The 17,843-nt window shown below is 66.0% G+C and carries 16 protein-coding genes; 2 read left to right on the plus strand and 14 right to left on the minus strand.

Features of this window, described 5'->3' with window-relative positions:
• Position 1: 1 nt before the first annotated feature.
• From wecC to N2K95_RS10575, 8 genes are all read right to left on the minus strand, one after another.
• Positions 2–1,288 carry a UDP-N-acetyl-D-mannosamine dehydrogenase gene (gene wecC / locus N2K95_RS10540; RefSeq protein WP_260651524.1) on the minus strand — a complete coding sequence of 429 codons (1,287 nt, stop codon included), beginning with the start codon at positions 1,286–1,288 and terminating at the stop codon, positions 2–4.
• Positions 1,269–3,170, minus strand: a complete 1,902-nt coding sequence (locus N2K95_RS10545; RefSeq protein WP_260651525.1) for a glycosyltransferase family protein — start codon at positions 3,168–3,170, stop codon at positions 1,269–1,271. The genes wecC and N2K95_RS10545 overlap by 20 nt, the downstream gene beginning before the upstream one ends.
• On the minus strand, positions 3,171–4,058 hold the full coding sequence (locus N2K95_RS10550; RefSeq protein WP_260651526.1) for an ABC transporter ATP-binding protein: 888 nt from the start codon (positions 4,056–4,058) through the stop codon (positions 3,171–3,173). It lies immediately after the preceding gene.
• A complete protein-coding gene (locus tag N2K95_RS10555) occupies positions 4,045–4,926 on the minus strand; it encodes an ABC transporter permease (protein ID WP_260651527.1) in 882 nt (293 codons plus the stop codon). The genes N2K95_RS10550 and N2K95_RS10555 overlap by 14 nt, the downstream gene beginning before the upstream one ends.
• On the minus strand, positions 4,926–6,686 hold the full coding sequence (locus N2K95_RS10560) for a glycosyltransferase family 4 protein (protein ID WP_260651528.1): 1,761 nt from the start codon (positions 6,684–6,686) through the stop codon (positions 4,926–4,928). Before N2K95_RS10560 ends, N2K95_RS10555 begins: the two co-directional genes overlap by 1 nt.
• Positions 6,683–7,882, minus strand: coding sequence for a glycosyltransferase family 4 protein (locus tag N2K95_RS10565; protein WP_260651529.1), 1,200 nt, complete (start codon positions 7,880–7,882; stop codon positions 6,683–6,685). The genes N2K95_RS10560 and N2K95_RS10565 overlap by 4 nt, the downstream gene beginning before the upstream one ends.
• Positions 7,883–7,964: 82 nt before the next feature.
• Positions 7,965–8,393: a hypothetical protein gene (locus N2K95_RS10570; protein WP_260651530.1), complete on the minus strand. Its 429-nt coding sequence runs from the start codon at positions 8,391–8,393 to the stop codon at positions 7,965–7,967.
• A 355-nt stretch (positions 8,394–8,748) separates the two neighbouring features.
• A complete protein-coding gene (locus N2K95_RS10575) occupies positions 8,749–9,750 on the minus strand; it encodes an LCP family protein (protein ID WP_260651531.1) in 1,002 nt (333 codons plus the stop codon).
• A gap of 95 nt (positions 9,751–9,845) precedes the next feature.
• Here N2K95_RS10575 and N2K95_RS10580 point away from each other — a divergent pair, with 95 nt between their 5' ends.
• A complete protein-coding gene (locus N2K95_RS10580; RefSeq protein WP_260651532.1) occupies positions 9,846–10,322 on the plus strand; it encodes a DUF3515 domain-containing protein in 477 nt (158 codons plus the stop codon).
• Here the strand turns inward: N2K95_RS10580 and N2K95_RS10585 are convergent.
• From N2K95_RS10585 to leuC, 6 genes are all read right to left on the minus strand, one after another.
• Positions 10,319–11,461, minus strand: coding sequence for a D-alanine--D-alanine ligase family protein (locus tag N2K95_RS10585; protein ID WP_260653786.1), 1,143 nt, complete (start codon positions 11,459–11,461; stop codon positions 10,319–10,321). The genes N2K95_RS10580 and N2K95_RS10585 overlap by 4 nt on opposite strands.
• A gap of 11 nt (positions 11,462–11,472) precedes the next feature.
• Positions 11,473–12,516 carry an NAD(P)H-dependent glycerol-3-phosphate dehydrogenase gene (locus N2K95_RS10590; protein ID WP_260651533.1) on the minus strand — a complete coding sequence of 348 codons (1,044 nt, stop codon included), beginning with the start codon at positions 12,514–12,516 and terminating at the stop codon, positions 11,473–11,475.
• The gene (locus tag N2K95_RS10595) at positions 12,513–13,307 is read right to left on the minus strand and encodes a lysophospholipid acyltransferase family protein (protein ID WP_260651534.1); all 795 of its coding nucleotides are present in this window, start codon (positions 13,305–13,307) and stop codon (positions 12,513–12,515) included. The genes N2K95_RS10590 and N2K95_RS10595 overlap by 4 nt, the downstream gene beginning before the upstream one ends.
• Positions 13,308–13,316: 9 nt before the next feature.
• On the minus strand, positions 13,317–14,657 hold the full coding sequence (gene murA, locus N2K95_RS10600; RefSeq protein ID WP_255791558.1) for a UDP-N-acetylglucosamine 1-carboxyvinyltransferase: 1,341 nt from the start codon (positions 14,655–14,657) through the stop codon (positions 13,317–13,319).
• 278 nt (positions 14,658–14,935) lie between these two features.
• A complete protein-coding gene (leuD, locus tag N2K95_RS10605) occupies positions 14,936–15,535 on the minus strand; it encodes a 3-isopropylmalate dehydratase small subunit (RefSeq protein WP_255791557.1) in 600 nt (199 codons plus the stop codon).
• Between the two features lie 10 nt (positions 15,536–15,545).
• On the minus strand, positions 15,546–16,997 hold the full coding sequence (gene leuC, locus N2K95_RS10610) for a 3-isopropylmalate dehydratase large subunit (protein WP_260651535.1): 1,452 nt from the start codon (positions 16,995–16,997) through the stop codon (positions 15,546–15,548).
• Positions 16,998–17,108: 111 nt separating this feature from the next.
• Here leuC and N2K95_RS10615 point away from each other — a divergent pair, with 111 nt between their 5' ends.
• On the plus strand, positions 17,109–17,828 hold the full coding sequence (locus N2K95_RS10615) for an IclR family transcriptional regulator (RefSeq protein ID WP_255791555.1): 720 nt from the start codon (positions 17,109–17,111) through the stop codon (positions 17,826–17,828).
• The last annotated feature ends 15 nt before the right edge of the window (positions 17,829–17,843 follow it).

The following is a 17,843-nucleotide window of genomic DNA, read 5'->3' on the forward strand; positions in this document are numbered from 1 at the left end:
GTCAGGCCCGCCAGAATCCCCGGGTGTCCACAATCTTTTTGCCCGCCAACTGCTCGGGGGTGATCTCCCGGAACGCGTCGTGGTCCACCAGGAGGACAACGACGTCGGCAGCGTCCACCGCGGCGTCGGTCCCTGTCAGGGAGACGTTTCCGAAGGCGGCCAGGTCCTCCGGCAGGTCGGACTCACTGAAGGGGGAGCCCACCACAATCCGGGCCCCGGGATTGGAATCCGCGAGCCGCCGCACAATCTCCACCGCGGGCGATTCGCGCATGTCGTCCACGTTTGCCTTGAACGCCAGGCCCAGGGCGGCGATGGTGGGGCTTTCGTGCCCTGCCATTGCGGACTCCACGGCAGCCACCACGTGGTCCGGCTTCGCGTCGTTGACCTCGCGTGCGGTGCGGATCAGCCGGGAGTTCTCCGGGTCAGCGGACACGATGAACCAGGGGTCCACTGCGATGCAGTGGCCGCCCACGCCGGGGCCGGGTTGCAGGATGTTGACGCGCGGATGGTGGTTGGCCAGCTCGATCAGGTTCCACACGTCGATGCCGAGATTGCTGCTGATCACGGAGAGCTCGTTGGCGAAGGCGATGTTGACGTCGCGGTATGCGTTTTCCACCAGCTTGGCCATTTCCGCGGTGGCGGCGTCGGTCAGGTGGATGCCGCCCTGGCAGAAGGTGCTGTAGAGGGCGGCGGCCGCAGTGGCTGCCTCCGGGGTCAGTCCGCCGATGATGCGGTCATTCATAACCAGTTCGATCATGATCCGCCCGGGCAGGACCCGCTCAGGGCAGTGGGCGAAGAGAACCGTCGCCTCGCCGTCGTTCGCCTCCGCAGCCAGATCGGGGCGCAGGGCCAGGATGACGTCGGCCATCCGCTGGGTGGTTCCGGGAGGAGAAGTGGATTCCAGAATGACCAGGTTGCCGGGCTGGATCTGCGGAGCGATCTTCCGCGCCGCCTGCTCCACGTAGACCAGGTCCGCCGTCTTATCCTCGCGGAACGGAGTGGGGACGGCAACGATGTACGCGTCGGCCTGCGGGGTAGTCGACTGCGCTACGAGGTGGCCCTGGCTGACGGCGCCGGCCACATGGATTCCGAGGTCGGGTTCCACAAACGGCACGCGGCCTTCGTTCACGGCCTCCACCGTGTACGGGTTAACGTCAACGCCGATCACGTGCAGGCCCTTGCCCGCAAGGATGGCGGCGGTCGGCAGGCCGATGTAGCCCAGGCCGATGACGGCGACGGTGGCGACTGCCGTTGTGGTTTCGCCGGGGCTATATGTCTGTGTGTTCATTCGGTTCCCCATAGAATCGGAGGTCCCCCGAGGCCAGCAGAGTGGCATCGTCGACCTTCCACGTATGTCCGCTGGCTTCACGGACCTGGAAATAGTTGAAGCGGTCCGCCGAGTAGATCCGTTTTCCGGCGGCGGCAGCCTGCTTCAGGAAGCCCGTGTCCTCACCCAACCCCAGTGACGGGAAGGGCAGTTCGAGGGCAAGAGTGCGCCGGGTGACAATCGTCGGTCCCATGACGAATTCCGTGTAGCGGTGTTCGCGGTGGCCGAAGCGCAGGACGACGGCGTTGGAGCTGCGCAGGTGCATGTAGTGGGCCTGTTTGCCCACCACATCGGCACCGGAATACTCCAGCGCGTACAGCTGGTCGCTGAGGTAGTTCGGACCGTAATGGTCGTCGTCGTCCATCTTGGCCACAACCTCCCCGGAAGCCGCCTCGACGCAGCGGTTCAGGCACTCCCCCAGTGACACCTCGGTGTCTGCCGTCAGCAGGCGGACCTTCTTCAGCCCGGAGGCAGCGGAAAGCGCCTCCAGCCGTTCGGGCTCGAGGACAAAACCGTGTGTCAGCAGCACCAGTTCCACGTCCACGTCCTGCTGCGACGCGAGGGTGCGGAAGACGTTCTCCAGCTGGTGCGGCCGGATGGTCGGCACCAGGGCAGACACCGTGGGACGGACCGGCGGACGGGACTTTAGCGGGGCCGCGGCTGCCACAATCGTTTCGGCGCGGTGTGCGTAGGTATGCGCGGACCAGATCCGGCGCTGGGCCCGGTGGACGGTGCGGTCATTGTATTCGGCGTTGCGGACCAGTCCGCCGCTCAACGCGGCGGCTTCTTCCCGGGTGTGGGCAACGGGGACTTCGTCCGGGGTGAAGAAGCGGGCAACGGCATCGCTGGGGGTGCTGATGACGGGGGTCCCGGCGGCGCTGATCTCGAAAATGCGCCGAGCACACATGCTCGGTGAATCCACCACGGAATTGACGTTCAGGAAGACCTTGTAGGCCTTATACGCGGACAGCATCTGCGGATAGGACAGCGAGCCGACCACCCGGGAATCCAACGGCGCGGGGAACTGGTAGTTCGGGTCCCCGCCGAGCTTCCGGGAGAAGATTTCCAGACCGGTGGGAAGCTTCGCGTCCATCGCCCCGCCCAGGAGCATGTCCATCTGCTCCCGCCGCTCCGGATACTTGTGGACGAAGTACATCCCGGCGAAACCGATGTCCCGGGCGTGGCGGCCGTACTTCGGCCGTGCCGGGTTATGGATCGCCGGCTGGGCAGCGAACGGGAGGACGTCGATATTGTTGTGGCCGAGGTCCCTCCGATAGTGCTCAACTCTGCGCACGTCGGAGGTAAAGACATGGTCGAACAACGCAGCCGCGGGGAGGAAATCCGCATAGTGCGGCGGGTCTTCCTTATTCCAGAAGACGGTAGGGATGCCCTGGCTGCGGCTGTAGGCAAGCAGGTCTACGAGTGCGGAGGCCGGGCCGGTGGGTCCGGCCAGTTTCCCGCGCCAGAGCCGGCTGTTCCCGGCCCAGGCGGATTCCACGAAAACCAGATCCACGGCGTGGTCGGTCAGTTGCTGCCGCCAGCCCACCGGGTCCAGCGCCACGGTGTTCCACTCGAAGGCGAAGGCTGCGGCGGAGAACTCGTCGAGGATCACGCCGACGGTCAGGTCGCTGCGCCGGGGCGGGCGTGCCGGGACGGTGGCTGCCGGAATAGACAACCGTCGCTTGGAACCGCGGCCTATCCAGCCGGCTTCCACGCCGCGGGTGTTCGAGGGGTCAGCGAACCCCTGTTCGGCACGCCGGCGGACCTGCCATTCGCGCAGCTCTGCCGGTCCCCCGGAACGCAGGTGCCAGAGTCCGGCACGGACGTCTTGCATAGACGCCATTTACTGGACCCTCGCGCTGCGGCGTCCGGTGGACCGCTCCTGGATGCGTGTGACTGTGAGTGCTTCCATGGCGTCTTCGCGGATTTTCGCCGCGCTGATGTTGTTTCCCTTGGACAGGTGCCGGGTGAAGTCCTTATAGGCCTTCACGACCTCCCGGGGCCCCCCGTCCATCAGCAGGTCGCCCTTGTCCATCCACACCACCCGGGAACACATGTCGAGGACGGTTTCGAGGCTGTGGCTGACCAGGAAAACGCAGCCGGCGTTTTCCCGCAGCTCGTCCATCCGCTTCCGGCTGCGGTCCGCAAACTGCGCGTCGCCTGTGTTGAGTGCCTCATCAATAAGCAGGATTTCGGGATCGATGCTGGCGGCGATGGCAAACCGGAGGCGGGAGGACATACCGGAGGAATACGAGCGCATCGGCAGGTGGATGGCCTTTTCAAGGCCGGAGAGTTCAACGATGGACTCATACCGTTCGGCGATCTGGTCATAGGTCAGACCCATCGCCAAGCATCCCAGCACTACGTTGTGGTCTCCAGGAAGTTCGGGGACGAGGGCCGCGTTGACGCCCAGCATGATCGGTGTGCTGGAGGCGTACACGGCTCCGGTGTCCGGCGTGACCTGGCCGTTGATCAGTTTCATCAGTGTGCTTTTGCCGGAACCGTTGCGCCCGACGATCCCGACCGATTCGCCCCGGACCGCCACCAGTGACATCGGGTTCAGGGCGTTGACGGTCACCAGGTTGGGTTTGCCCGTGAGGCGGCGCATCAGACCGCCGCTCCGGCTCCCCGGGACCGTTTCGCTCGAAGGCACGCGGTAGCTCATGCTCACTTCGTCGATGACAACGCAGGGATCCTCTGCGAGGAACTGCAGGTCTTCAGGCGCGTCCATAGGTCTCCTCCGCCCGCCAGAAATACACGCTTCCTACTGCTAGGGCACCCAGTGCCCAGCAGCTCAGGATGGCCCAGGACTGCCAGGATGGCACGGAGGCGTACAGCAGGCAGTCCCGCACAATATCCAGGACCTGGAACAGCGGGTTCAGTTCAAGGACCTTCAGCATTACCGGCTGGTCGATGAAACGGTCATACGTGTAGAAGACGGCACTGGAGTACATCCATGCCCGCAGGGCGAAACCCAGCAGGTGTACGACGTCGTTGACCTTGGAGATTACCCGGGCGAGGATCAGGCCCACTCCCAGGTTAAAGATCCACTGCAGTGCCAGCGCCGGGAGAACCAGCAGCCACCGCCACGTGATGTCCTCCGTGGGCGGGACCAAGAGGACAAGCAGCATCATCACAATCAGCACCGGAATGTTGGCCATGAGTTCGCGCAGGTTCACCGAAATGGGAAGGGTGGCCCGCGGGAAACTGAACGCCTGGATCACTGCGCGGTTCTGCTGGATGGACCGGGCGCCGTTGGTGATGGCCCGGGAACTGAACTGGAACAGGAAGATTCCGATGACCAGGTAACCGATGAAGTTCTCGATCCCAGCGCCAGTGTTCAGCAGCAGGCCGAAGATCAGGAAGTAGGTCAGACCGTTCAGGATCGGGTTCAGGATCAGCCAGGCACTGCCGAGGCGGTCCCTGCGGTTGCCGCTCTGTACCCGCGACTTGGCGTCGTAGGCGATGAAGTGCCGGTAGTTCCAGATCTGGACGAGGTAGTCGACAAACCCGGGGCGGGCGCCGACCCGCTGCAGTCCCCTGATGTCTACGGACAGGGGCTGGACCGCGGCAAGCGCGTCCTCACTAGGCCGGGCCATTACGCAGCCCCTGCGAGGCTTCGATACCACTGCGAGGTTTGCTCTGCCGCTGATCCCCACGTACGGGTGGCGAGGACATGGTGACGTCCGTTGCTTCCCAGGGAGGCACGACGCTCGGCATCGGAGATCAGGCTGTCGATCGCCTCAGCCAGATGCGCCGGATCGGAGGGCCGGACCAGGAGCCCGTTGTCTCCATCCCGGACCAATTCACGCAGGGCCGGTAAATCGCTGGCTATTACGGGCCGGGCGCAGGCCATGGCCTCCACCGGCTTCAGCGGAGTTACCGCTCGTGTCACGTCCAAATCCTTCCGAGGCACAACGAAGATGTTGATTGCCTGATGGTACAAATGGGCCTGTTCCCGGGGAACGCGGCCGGTGAAAATCACGCGGTCGGTCAATCCGAGTTCGGCAGCCAGCGCCTTCAAACGGGGTGCAGCTGCTCCGTCGCCGACAATCAGGCATTTGAGGTGCCGTTGCCGGTCAGCGACCAGACCGAAGGCTGTGATGAGATCATCCAGCCCCTCATAGTCAACCAGACTGCTAACGGTTCCGATCAATTCAGTGTCAGGATCCAGCCCGAGCGAGCGGCGGGCCGCCGCTGCAGCCAGGGGTGCTTCGAGGTATCCCTCCCCCACTGCGTTGGGAAGCAGCCGGATCCGGTCCCAGGGAACACCGCTGCCGGCAATCTGTTCCGCCATGACGGTCCCGAGCGTGGGCACCAGGGCAGCCCTGCCCATAACGTCGGCTTCCCGTTCGGAGAAGAGCCGGTACCTCTCGCTCTGCCGCGCCTCGGCCGGGCGGGTCGAAGCCCACGTATCAGCCAGCTGGCCGCGGACCTCATAGATCCACGGAATGCCGAGGGCCTCGGCGACGGCGGCAGTCACCAGCCCGTTGACGAAGTGCGTGGTGGTATGCAGAACCGCCGGCCGCGTCTTCAGGGCAAGGGCGAGCGTTTGTTCTGCCTGCAGCCGCAGTCTTCCCTGCATGCCGAAGGGAAGACGGGCCGGCAGGATCCGGTGATACGTCACACCGTCGATCCGGTCCTGGTCCCGGGCGAAGAGCCGGCCCACCTGGACGGGATATCCCGGGCGGGTCACGGCATGGACGTTCCAGCCCAGCTCGTGCTGCGCCTTCAGGATCGAATGGCTCCGCTGCGCGTAGCCGCTGCCGGTGTGCGGCAGGGAGTTGGTGAGGACGTGTAGGACGGTGGCTGGGTCCGGTGTGTAGGACTCAACGCGGTCGAGTCGGGGCTGCCATCCCGAAAACACGGCCAGCTCGGACGCCAGGCGCCGCTGCTGCCGGCGTTCGGCGCCTCGTCCGTGGGAAAGGGCCTCCACGGCGCCGCTCATGTCTCCTGCGTGCCAGCGGCTGCGGGCGACAGCGCCGGGCAGGCCTTTGGTACCGGGGCGTACCCGTGCCAGCAGCTGCCCGGCCTCCTGGGGGAAGCCTGCTGCGATGGCGACGTCGGCCAGGCGGAGGGCCTGTTGGCTACCCGTGGTTCCGCCCGGTGCGGCGGCTGCGGTGAGGCTGCGGGACAGCGCAGGGGTATCTCCGCTGACGAAAGCCGCCAGCGGACCCAGAAAACTGTTCCCAGGCATTTTTCCGGCGATCCTCCCGGCACCGGCCGCCAGCGGATGCACCAGGGATGCCGGCAGCCTCCGGGATATCTGCAGGGCCAGGACTACGGGGTCGTCCCCCAGGTGTTCCAGGGCAGTGGCGCCGGCGAGGGCGGCGCTGCGTACATATCGCAGTGCCGTCACTCGGACCGGCCCGCTGCCACGCTTCGCAGGAGGTCCGCATAGGCAGCGGAGAGTGCATCGAGGTTGGCGTTGTGATGCACCCAGTCCCTGCCGTTGGTGCCGGTGAGCAGCCGGCTGCGGTCTGCGTGTAGTTCCTTCCACAGCTGGGCAATAGCCTCGGCTGAGGAATCAACCACGTCGCCGGCGTTCGCATCCTCGATAATGGAGCGGGCCTCACCGCGGACAATGCCCGTGACGTGCCGGCCCACTGCCAGTACTTCGTAGGTTTTTGACGGAATGGTGGTCTCAAAGGACTTCCAGTCATCCCGCAGGGAAATGACGCAGGTATCCGCGTTCCGGTAGTACTCCATGACTTCGCGGCGGCGTGCCGGGCCGTGGAAGGTTACGGGAGCGTTCAGTTCCTCCGCCAAGGCCATCAGCTCACGCCGCTGGACGCCGTGCCCCACCATGGTCAACCGGACGTAGTCGCTGGCCAGGGCAGCTGCCCGCACCACCAGGTCAAGCCGCTGGCTTTCGCCGTGGTTGCCCAGGTACAGCACGTTCAACCGGTCCCGGTCTTCGGGAGGGGGAGGCAGCAGCTCCCGTACGGAAATATCGACGCCGTTCACCACCGTGGCTACATTCCCCAGTCCGCGGTCGCGCAAGGTGGCAGCGAATCCGTAGGTCACGGTCACCACTAGGTCTGCACGTTCCTGGAACGCCACCACCGCGCGTTCCGTCACGCTCTTGGCACTGCCCCGGACAATCCGGGCGTCGCGGGCAATATCAGGCCAGGCGTCCCGCATGTCCACTACGAGCGGCACCCGCCGGAGCCGGGACACCAGGTACCCGGCGCCGAGGATGGGAAGGCTGGGAACCGTGACAATCACGGCGTCCGGGCGGCGTGTCATCAATCCGGCTGCCACGGAGGCCGCCGCGCTGAAGCAGTGGTCAAGCAACCGTCCCAGTCGGGTGGCCCGGTGCCAGAGGTAGGGCACCCGCAGGATGCGTTCCCCGTACCGGCCCGTGTCCCGGCGGAAAGCGCGGCCGGCTTCCCGTTTCGGCAGGGTCCGTCGTCCGTGCGGGGCGTGCGCCACCGGGGTTATTACATCGATGTCCCAGCCAAGGCTCCGGAAGTACCGGTTGAACTGGGTCCAGCGGCGCTGGGGAGGGCTGTGTTCGGGCGAGTAGGAATGCGTCAACAATTGAAGCCGCATTTACCATTCCCCCATTACTCAAATTACTCAAAACTAAAAAGAAAACCCTGCGCTCTATTGACGCAGGAGACCGGCACCTATTCTACGCTTCGTTCCTGCCTGCTTTGAACGGAAGCGATGCCGCGGATCCCCGAAGCTTCAGATAATAGAACACTCCGATGCCCAGAAGAAACAGGATAACGCCGCCCCGCACTATCCAATCCGTGCCGCCGGAACCGGAATTCGTGCTCTCTGCGGCAAGGGCTGAGGGTGTCGGAGTGGGCTTGGACGTGGCCGCAGTGGCTGACGGGGTCGGCGATGTCTTGGGGGTCGGCGACGCTGTCGACGTAGGCGACGGGGACGGAGCCGGTGTAGGAGAAGGCTCGGCGTCCGGGTCAACGATCTGCATGGTCACCGGATCCCAGACGTCTCCCGTGTAGAAGAGGGTGACCGGATCGATGAGACTGCCGGTGCCCGGTTCGATGAGCAGTCCGGTGCCCGGGTGGACCAGGAACCCGGTGCCCGGGTCCACAACGTACCCCGTTACCGGATCGATTCGGTCCGCCTGTGGACTCGGCTCGGGCTCCGGGCTTGGTTCGGGAGCTGGCTCGACAGGGGCTGGAGCAGGCTGAGGGGCAGGAGCCGGTTGAGGGGCAGGCTGGACCGGCACCGGCTGGACTGGGACAGGCTGAACTGGGACAGGCTGAACTGGGACAGGCTGGACCGGGACAGTGGGCGGCTGGGGCTGAGTGGGCTCCGGCTCCACCACTACCGGCGGGGGCGGGGTCCCTTCCACAGCCAGGGCCGGACCCGCAAACACCGTAGCCGCTACCAAGGCACCCATGAGCGCGCCGAGGACACGGGGGGCAGAATTCTGTTGCATGGTGTTAGTTCCCCCGGTCAGCAGCCATGTAGGCCGGCATATTGTCGTCGTCGAGTGCGGCGGCGATTTCACTGATTGCAGCATAGTCGGGCACCACAACGGACTGACCGTCCGCGGATGTCCCCACGCCTTCGTTCGGCAGGGTGGCCATGGAGATGTCCCCGGAACGAACGTTACGAAGGCCGATTGCCAATGCCCCGGCCTCGGACGCGTCCAGGTTCTCGTCAACGCTCAGGTACGGCGATATTTCGCTGACCACGTTGCTGACCTTGACCGGGTTGGTCAGGGTCCCCTTGTTGAGGACACCGGAGATCACGCCGCGGAGGAACGCCTGCTGGTTCTTGACGCGCTGGTAGTCGCCGTCTGTGAAGGCGTATCGCTCCCTGACGTATTTCAGTGCCGACTCGCCTTCAACCGTGATGGGCCCTGCGGCAAAGAACTCACCCTCGGCGCCCTCGGACTGGAAGGCAACGTCATTGGTGAGCGTTACCCCGCCCAAGGCATCCGTCAGCCCCTTGAAGCCTTCAAAATCGATAATCGCCACGTGGTCAATCGGGGCGTCGAAAAGGGTCTGCACGGTGTCCACGGTCAGGGAAACTCCTCCGAGGGCCATGGCGGCGTTGATCTTGGATTCCCCGTACCCCGGAATCTGCACCCAGGTGTCGCGCATAATCGACATCACGTAGACACCGCTTCGGTCCCCCGGCACATGGACGAGCATCATGGTGTCGGACCGTGCGTCGTCGGACGCGGGATCCCGGGTGTCGCTGCCCAGGAGCAGGATGTTCTGCGAATCCTCCGCGGCGGCGGCCTTCTCCGGACTGTTCGCCGGAAACGCATTGGGAATGCTGTTGGTTCCGTTGTCGAACGTCCGTGCCAGATGCCACAGGTAGCCCCCGGCCGCCACCGCGGCCACCACCACAAGGGTCAGCAGCACCAGCAGGACGGCGCGGACCGGATGCCGCTTTCGTGGCGCGGAGTCCGGGGACGGGGAGTACTCGCTCAAGTGTTTTTCCTCAGGTCGGGGGCGGTATGAGTCTATACATTCGGCGGGGCACCTCCGATTCCGGTCCCGGGCTGCGCTGCGGATACGCTGGAATCATGAAGTTCTATGCGTTACCCGCAGTACTCGCACTTTCCGCAGTCGCCGCCACCGGCTGCAGTCCGGTGGCCAATGTCGATTCGGCCCCGGACGCCGCCAACCCCGACTGCGCCGCCGTGATGGTGGCCCTGCCGGACGAGATGGCGGGTTACGCGCTGCGGGACACGGACAGCCAGTCGACGGCGGCCTGGGGCAATCCGTCCCGGGCAATCCTCAAGTGCGGCGTCCCGGTCCCCGGGCCGACCACCGATCCGTGCGCCGAAGTGAACGGCGTTGACTGGATCCTGCGCGAAGGCGAAGACACCTGGACCGCCACCACCTACGGCCGGGAGCCGGCGGTGGAGGTGATGTTCGATCCGAACGAGGTGGCGTCGTCCACCGTCCTGGTCCAGCTGCAGAACGCAGTGTCCAACATCGAACCCACCCGCCAGTGCCTGAGCCCCGAGGACACCCTGGAGCTCGAGCAGCAGGGTTAGCGCAGCCCGGTCTTCCGGGCCAGGGCGAGCGAGATCAGTTCGTCGATCAGCTCGCTGTACGGCAGACCGGACTTGGCCCACATCTGCGGGTACATGCTGATGGGGGTGAACCCGGGCATGGTGTTGATCTCGTTGATGATCAGCTGGCCGTCCGGGGTGTAGAAGAAGTCCACCCGGGACAGGCCTTCGCCGCCCACGGACTCGAATGCGGTGCCGGCGAGACTGCGGACCCGGGCGGTGATATCTGCGGGCAGGTCGGCCGGGCAGCTCAGCTCTGCGGCTGCACCGTCCACGTATTTGGCTTCGAAGTCATACCAGTCATGGCCGCCGTCGCGCACGGCAACTTCGCCGGGCTGGCTGGTGCGCGGGTCCTCGGTCCCCCGCCCCTGCAGGACGGCCACTTCAATTTCCCGACCGGTGATCCCGGCTTCCACCACAACCTTGGGATCGTGCAGGCGTGCGGCTTCAATGGCGGCCGGAAGTTCCGCGGCATCGGTGACGCGGGTGATGCCCATGGAGGAACCGGCGCGTGCCGGCTTCACGAACAGCGGGAAGTCCAGGGCACCGGCGCGGTCCAGGCAGGCCTGCGGATCCCGCAGCCACTGCCGGTCGGTGATGACCTCGTAGGGACCTACGGTCAGGCCCGCGGCTTCGAAGACCACCTTCATATAGTGCTTGTCCATACCCACGGCCGATGCCAGCACGCCGGCACCTACGTACCGCACGTCGGCCATTTCCAGCATGCCCTGCAGGGTGCCGTCCTCGCCGAAAGGTCCGTGCAGCAGCGGCAGCACGACGTCCACCGCGCCGAGGCTCCGGGGCAGGCTGCCGGCAGCGTGGGCCACGAGTTCCCTGTTGCCGTCCTGGGATGAGAGCACCACGGATTCCTCCGACACGGGAACCTCGGGCAGGGTGGCGGCGCGCAGGGACCATTCCGCCGGATCCGCCGAGACGAGGCTCCACTGGCCGTTCTTCGCAATGCCGATGGGCACGACGTCGTACTTTGTCGTATCGATGGCCTGCAGCACTCCTGCTGCAGTCACGCAGCTGACGGCATGCTCGCTGGAACGTCCGCCGAACAGGACGGCCACCCGGGGGCGGGCGCCTCCGGGACGGTCCGTTGCGGCAGCGGCGGGCAGGGGTTCAACAGTCACGGGGCGGACACACCTTCGGATTTCAGTTCTCGGGCCAGCAACCGCGGGCCCAGTTCATCAACAGTAATGACGCCCTGCAGTACGGCGACGACGTTCTCGGTAATCGGCATGTACACGCCGAGCTGGGTGGCACGGTCCAGCACGGCCTGCGCGGACTTGATGCCCTCGGCTGTCTGGGTCATGGACGCGTTGACTTCCGCCAGGCTCAGGCCCTGGGCCAGCAGCGTGCCGGCGGTGTGGTTGCGTGACAGCGGCGAGGAGCAGGTGGCAATCAGGTCACCCATCCCGGCGAGGCCGGCCATGGTCTCGGCGTTGCCGCCCAGGGCCAGGGCGAGGCGGGTGGTTTCCGCCAGGCCGCGGGTCATGACCGACGCCTTGGTGTTGTCGCCCATCTTCCTGCCGTCGCAGATTCCCACCGCGAGGGCAATGACGTTCTTGACGATGCCGCCGATCTCCGTGCCCACCACGTCCACGTTGGTGTAGGGACGGAAGTAAGGCGCAGTGCAGGCCTCGGCGATCCAGGCGGCGGTGTCCAGATCGGTGCACGCCACCACGGACGCGGTGGGCTCCTGCCGGGCAATCTCCATGGCGAGGTTCGGGCCGGAAACCACGGCAATGCGTTCGGCGGGCAGCCCTAGTTCCTCGGCGATCACCTGGCTCATCCGGGCGTCGGTTCCCCGCTCGAGGCCCTTCATCAGCGATACGACGACGGCGTCGGCGGGAATGAGGCCCGCAACGTCTCGAAGCTGGGCGCGCAGGGACTGTGCCGGAACCGCAAGGACGACAATCTCCGCTCCGGCCAGCACCTCGGCAAGGTCCGTGGAGGCGCGCAGATTGGCGGGCAGGACGGTGTCCTTGAGGTACTGGGTGTTGCGGTGCCTGCTGTTGATGTCCTCGGCCACTTCGGGGCGCCGGGCCCAGAGCCGGACATCGGTGCCGCGTTCGGCGCCGGAGTCGGCGGCGATCTTGGCGAAGGCGGTACCCCAGCTTCCGGCACCAAGGACGGCGACGACGGCGGGGTGTTCACTGCGGGCGGTCACTGGCCGGCCTCCGGTTCGGTTGGTGGAGTTTCTGCGCCGGATCCGCCGGTTCGGTTTTCAAACGAGCGGCCTACCTGGCGCTGGCCTTTGGCCACCGGGTTCCACCGCTCGGTGGGCGGCTGGGCGCCGCGGAGCTTGGAGACCATATCCGTCAGGTCGGACATAATCCGCTCCGTAGCGGCATCCAGCACCGCTTTGCTGACGGGCAGGCCCGCGAATTCGGACAGGTCCACCGGCTTGCCGACCACCAGCCGCACCCGCTTGCGCGGGAACAGCTTGGGGAACTTGGCGTAGCGCGGGAACGCGTCCTGCGCACCCCAATGGGCAATAGGGACAACGGGGGCACCGGTCTGCAGGGCCAGCCGCGCCGCCCCGGTCCGGCCCTTCATCGGCCAGAGATCGGGATCCCGGGTGAGCGTGCCTTCCGGGTAGATCACCAGGGTGCGCCCCGCTGCCAGGGCCGCGCGGGCGGCGTCCAGGGAGCCGGCGGCCCCGGTGGTAATCCGTTCCACCGGGACCTGGTTCGTAGCGGACAGCGCCGGTCCCAGCACAGGCACCTTGAAGAGCGACGCCTTCGCCAGGAAGTGCGGCGACCGGCCCTGGTTGTACAGGAAGTGCCCCACCACCACCGGATCGATTTCAGTCACGTGGTTAGGGCAGACAATGAAGCCCGGATCCCGGGGCAGGTTCTCCGCCCCTTGCCACTGCTTTTTCAGGAAGATGTTGAATACCGGCCGGAGAGACCCGGCGAGCAGAGCAAAAACAACCCGTGACTTATTCGATTCCGTCATTCCGTCAGGCTACCGGAGTCCGGCAGATACGCCGGAAGCGACGTCAAAGTCCGCTCCGAGTCCCTCAAGCTTGCCCTGGAAGTGCTCGTAACCGCGGTTGATCAGCTCAATGCCGGTCACCCGCGAGGTGCCCTCGGCTGCCAACGCCGCGATGAGGTGGCTGAAACCGCCGCGCAGGTCCGGGATGTCAATCTCGGCGCCGCGCAGCTGCACGGAGCCGGCGATGACCGCCGAGTGCAGGAAGTTCCGCTGGCCGAAGCGGCACGGGACGCTGCCCAGGCACTCACGGTGCACCTGGATGTTGGCGCCCATCCGGATCAGTGCGTCGGTGAAACCGAAGCGGTTCTCGTACACGGTTTCATGCACGATGGACACACCCTCGGCCTGGGTCAGCGCAACCACCAGGGGCTGCTGCCAGTCGGTCATGAAGCCGGGGTGCACGTCGGTTTCCAGGACGAGCGGGTTCAGGGCGCCGCCCGGGTGGTAGAACCGGATGCCGCCGTCGTCGACGTCGAACGCGCCGCCGATTTTGCGGTAGGTGTTCAGGAACGCGGTGAGGTCCTTCTGCTCCGCACCCTCCACGTAGATGTCGCCCTTGGTGACGAGGGCTGCGGAAGCCCAGGAAGCGGCCTCATTGCGGTCCGGAAGCGCCCGGTGGTTGTAGCCGGTCAGCTCGGAGACGCCCTCGATGCGGATGACGCGGTCCGTCTGCACGGAGATGATGGCGCCCATCTTCTGCAGGATGGCGATCAGGTCCATGATTTCCGGTTCCACGGCTGCACCGCGGAGTTCGGTGATGCCGACGGCCCTCACAGCGGTCAGGAGCACCTGTTCGGTGGCTCCGACGCTCGGGTAGGGCAGCTCCAGCTTGGCGCCGCTGAGGCCCTTGGGGGCGGAGATGGAAATGCCGCCGGGGCGCTTTTCCACCACGGCACCGAAGTTGCGCAGCATCTGCAGGTGGTAGTCGATGGGCCGGTCGCCTATTTTGCAGCCGCCGAGGTCCGGAATGAAGGCTTCACCCAGGCTGTGCATCAGGGGCCCGCAGAGCAGGATCGGGATGCGCGAATCGCCGGCGTGGGCGTCGATGTCCTTGGACGCCGCGGTCTTGGCGTTCGTCGGGTCCATGGTGAGGTCGCCGGTGACGGGGTCCTTGGTGACCTCGACGCCGTGCAGCTGCAGCAGGGACGTCACCACCTCAACGTCCTTGATTTCCGGAACGTTGCGCAGTGTGGACGGGCCGTTGCCAAGCAGGGCCGCAACCATCGCCTTGGGGACCAGATTTTTCGCCCCGCGGACCGGTACCTTCCCGGAGAGAGGAACACCGCCTCGGATGGTGAGGACGCTACCCATGAACACCTGATTTCTTAAAATAGTTTGGCCCCGGAAGCAATAAGAGACTGCACTCAAGCATATGAGCAAGCGTCTGCTTACTGAAATAACTCCGCCTCTCCGGCGGGCAGCGCCGGTGTGATTCCGGTCATGTCCACCGCAGCGGAACGCGGATAGGCCCCGCCCGAAGGGGGGCCCATCCATGATATCGGGGCTGCAGGGAAGGCAGAAAACCGTCCGGAGCGCAAACCGGCAGCGTGCTGATCATCCCGGGGCCGGTCGGCTACGCCGGCGCTGCCTTACTGCAGGGCGGGGAGGGTTGCCGGCTTATAGGACGGGCGCACAGCTTCGAAGGCGGTGATCTCGGACTCGTGGCGCAGCGTCAGGGCAATGTCGTCCAACCCCTCCAGCAGGCGCCAGCGGGTGTACTCGTCAATCTCGAAAGGTGCCGTGACGCTGCCGCAGACGGCCGTCCGGGCCTGCAGGTCAACGGTCACTGCGGTTCCCGGGGAGTTTTCCAGGACCTTCCAGATGAGCTCGATATCGTCCTGTGCCACCTGGGCGGCGACGAGGCCCTGCTTGCCGGCGTTTCCGCGGAAGATATCGGCAAAGCGGGAGGAGAGCACGGCGCGGAAGCCGTAGTCCTTCAGGGCCCAGACGGCATGTTCGCGCGAGGATCCGGTACCGAAGTCGGGGCCGGCCACGAGGACGGAGCCCCGGCGGTAGGGTTCCCGGTTCAGGATGAAGTCCTCGTTCTTCCGCCAGCCGGCGAAGAGTGCGTCCTCGAACCCCGTGCGGGTGATCCGCTTGAGGTAGACCGCGGGAATGATCTGGTCCGTATCGACGTCGCTTTGGCGCAGCGGGACGCCGATACCGGTGTGCGTGGTGATTTTTTCCATAACGGTTCTCCTAGGCTGCGGCGCCGGCGACGGCGCCCGGCAGCGGATCAAGGTCGGAGGGCGAGCTGAGGGTTCCCCGGACGGCCGTGGCGGCTGCCACCACCGGGGACACCAGGTGGGTCCGTCCGCCCTTGCCCTGCCGGCCCTCGAAATTGCGGTTGGAGGTGGAGGCGCAGCGCTCCCCCGGTTCGAGCTGGTCCGGGTTCATGCCCAGGCACATGGAGCAGCCGGCAAACCGCCATTCCGCGCCGAAGTCCTTGAACACCCGGTCCAGTCCTTCCGCCTCGGCCTCCAGCCGAACGCGTGCGGAGCCGGGCACCACCATCATCCGGACGGCGGGGTCCTTCTGCCGGCCGCGGATGATGTCCGCCGCTATCCGCAGGTCCTCGATGCGGCTGTTGGTACAGGACCCCAGGAAGACGGTGTCCACCCGGATGTCCTTCATGGGGGTGCCGGCGGCCAGATCCATGTAGGCCAGCGCGCGTTCGGCCGCGGCGCGTGCGTTCTCGTTGCTGAAGTCTTCGGGGGCAGGAACGGCTTCGGAGAGCGGGACGCCCTGCCCGGGGTTGGTTCCCCAGGTCACGAACGGCTCCAGCGTGTCGGCGTCGAGGAAGACCTCTGCGTCGAACTCGGCGTCTGCGTCCGTGGCCAGGGATTTCCAGTGTTCGACGGCGGCATCCCAGTCCCGGCCCTGCGGGGCGTGCGGGCGGTGCCGCAGGTAGGCGAACGTGGTTTCGTCCGGGGCAACCATTCCGGCACGCGCACCGGCTTCGATGGACATGTTGCAGATGGTCATCCGCGCTTCCATCGACAGCGCACGAATGGCCGAGCCCCGGTATTCCAGTACGTAGCCCTGCCCGCCGCCGGTGCCGATCCGGGCAATCACCGCCAGGATGATGTCCTTGGACGTGACGCCGGGACGCAGCGTGCCTTCGACGTTGATGGCCATGGTCTTAAACGGCTTCAGTGACAGGGTCTGGGTGGCCATCACGTGTTCCACCTCGGAGGTGCCGATACCCATCGCCAGCGCCCCGAACGCCCCGTGCGTGGAGGTGTGCGAATCGCCGCAGACCACGGTGAGTCCGGGCTGGGTCAGGCCCAGCTGCGGGCCCACCACGTGGACAATGCCCTGCTCCGCATCTCCGAGCGAATGCAGCCGCACGCCGAATTCGGCGCAGTTGGCCCGCAGCGTTTCAATCTGGGTCCGGCTCACCGGATCGGCAATGGGCTTATCTATGGCCAGTGTGGGCGTGTTGTGGTCCTCGGTGGCGATGGTCAGGTCCGGCCGGCGCAGTTGGCGGCCGGACAGCCGCAGCCCTTCGAAGGCCTGCGGCGAGGTGACTTCGTGGACGAGGTGGAGGTCGATATAGAGCAGGTCGGGAGCACCGTCCTCCCCCTTGCGGACCACATGCTCGTCCCACACTTTCTGTGCGAGTGTCCTGCCTGCCACGTGCTCACCCATATCAGGTACCCCTCGTTGTGTTTCCCTGTGGCATTAAGAAAACCAGCCGACGAGTGCGCTCCGCCACTTTTCCGATTTGCATCTCAGATAGTGAGACGGCAGTATCAGTTTATGGACACAGCGAGCGGGGTAGGCGTCATTGACAAAGCGGCCATGGTGCTGGATGCACTGGAGGCCGGGCCCACCACGCTGGCGCAGCTGGTTTCCGCCACGGGGCTTGCCCGCCCCACGGTGCACCGGCTGGCGCTTGCCCTGGTGCACCACCGGTTGGTGGGACGCGATATTCAGGGCCGCTTTGTCCTGGGCGGGCGCCTGGTGGAACTTGCCTCTGCGGCCGGCGAAGACCGGCTCATTGCTTCGGCCGGGCCGGTGCTGCTGGCGCTGCGCGACGCTACGGGTGAAAGCTCCCAGGTGTTCCGGCGGCAGGGCGAATGGCGGGTCTGCGTTGCCTCCGCGGAGCGGCCCATCGGACTGCGGGACACCATTCCCGTGGGCACCCAGCTGTCCATGAAAGCCGGTTCCGCGGCGCAGTGCCTGCTCGCCTGGGAGGACCATGACCGGCTCCTTGAAGGCCTGCACAATGCCCGATTCACCCCCACGGTCCTGGCCGGCGTCCGGCGCCGCGGCTGGGCGCAGAGCCTGGGCGAACGCGAACCGGGTGTCGCCTCCGTTTCCGCGCCGGTGCGCGGACCGTCCGGCCGGGTCATTGCCGCCGTCTCGATTTCCGGGCCGATCGAACGCCTCACCCGCCAGCCGGGCCGTGTCCACGCCGAAGTGGTGGCCAAGGCAGGAGCCCAGTTGACCGAGGCACTGCGCAAGAGCGGGGAGTAACCCTATATTGGGAAT

The organism is Arthrobacter zhaoxinii, from assembly GCF_025244925.1.
GTDB lineage: Bacteria > Actinomycetota > Actinomycetes > Actinomycetales > Micrococcaceae > Arthrobacter_B > Arthrobacter_B zhaoxinii.

Excerpts from the sequence above, each read along its gene's own strand:
- N2K95_RS10545 (WP_260651525.1), bottom strand. The coding sequence starts at position 3,170 with ATGGCGTCTATGCAAGACGTCCGTGCCGGACTCTGGCACCTGCGTTCC.
- murA (WP_255791558.1), bottom strand. The coding sequence starts at position 14,657 with ATGGGTAGCGTCCTCACCATCCGAGGCGGTGTTCCTCTCTCCGGGAAG.
- leuD (WP_255791557.1), bottom strand. The coding sequence starts at position 15,535 with ATGGAAAAAATCACCACGCACACCGGTATCGGCGTCCCGCTGCGCCAA.
- N2K95_RS10580 (WP_260651532.1), top strand. The coding sequence starts at position 9,846 with ATGAAGTTCTATGCGTTACCCGCAGTACTCGCACTTTCCGCAGTCGCC.
- N2K95_RS10615 (WP_255791555.1), top strand. The coding sequence starts at position 17,109 with ATGGACACAGCGAGCGGGGTAGGCGTCATTGACAAAGCGGCCATGGTG.
- N2K95_RS10550 (WP_260651526.1), bottom strand. The coding sequence starts at position 4,058 with ATGGACGCGCCTGAAGACCTGCAGTTCCTCGCAGAGGATCCCTGCGTT.
- N2K95_RS10565 (WP_260651529.1), bottom strand. The coding sequence starts at position 7,882 with ATGCGGCTTCAATTGTTGACGCATTCCTACTCGCCCGAACACAGCCCT.
- leuC (WP_260651535.1), bottom strand. The coding sequence starts at position 16,997 with ATGGGTGAGCACGTGGCAGGCAGGACACTCGCACAGAAAGTGTGGGAC.
- wecC (WP_260651524.1), bottom strand. The coding sequence starts at position 1,288 with ATGAACACACAGACATATAGCCCCGGCGAAACCACAACGGCAGTCGCC.
- N2K95_RS10595 (WP_260651534.1), bottom strand. The coding sequence starts at position 13,307 with ATGACGGAATCGAATAAGTCACGGGTTGTTTTTGCTCTGCTCGCCGGG.
- N2K95_RS10555 (WP_260651527.1), bottom strand. The coding sequence starts at position 4,926 with ATGGCCCGGCCTAGTGAGGACGCGCTTGCCGCGGTCCAGCCCCTGTCC.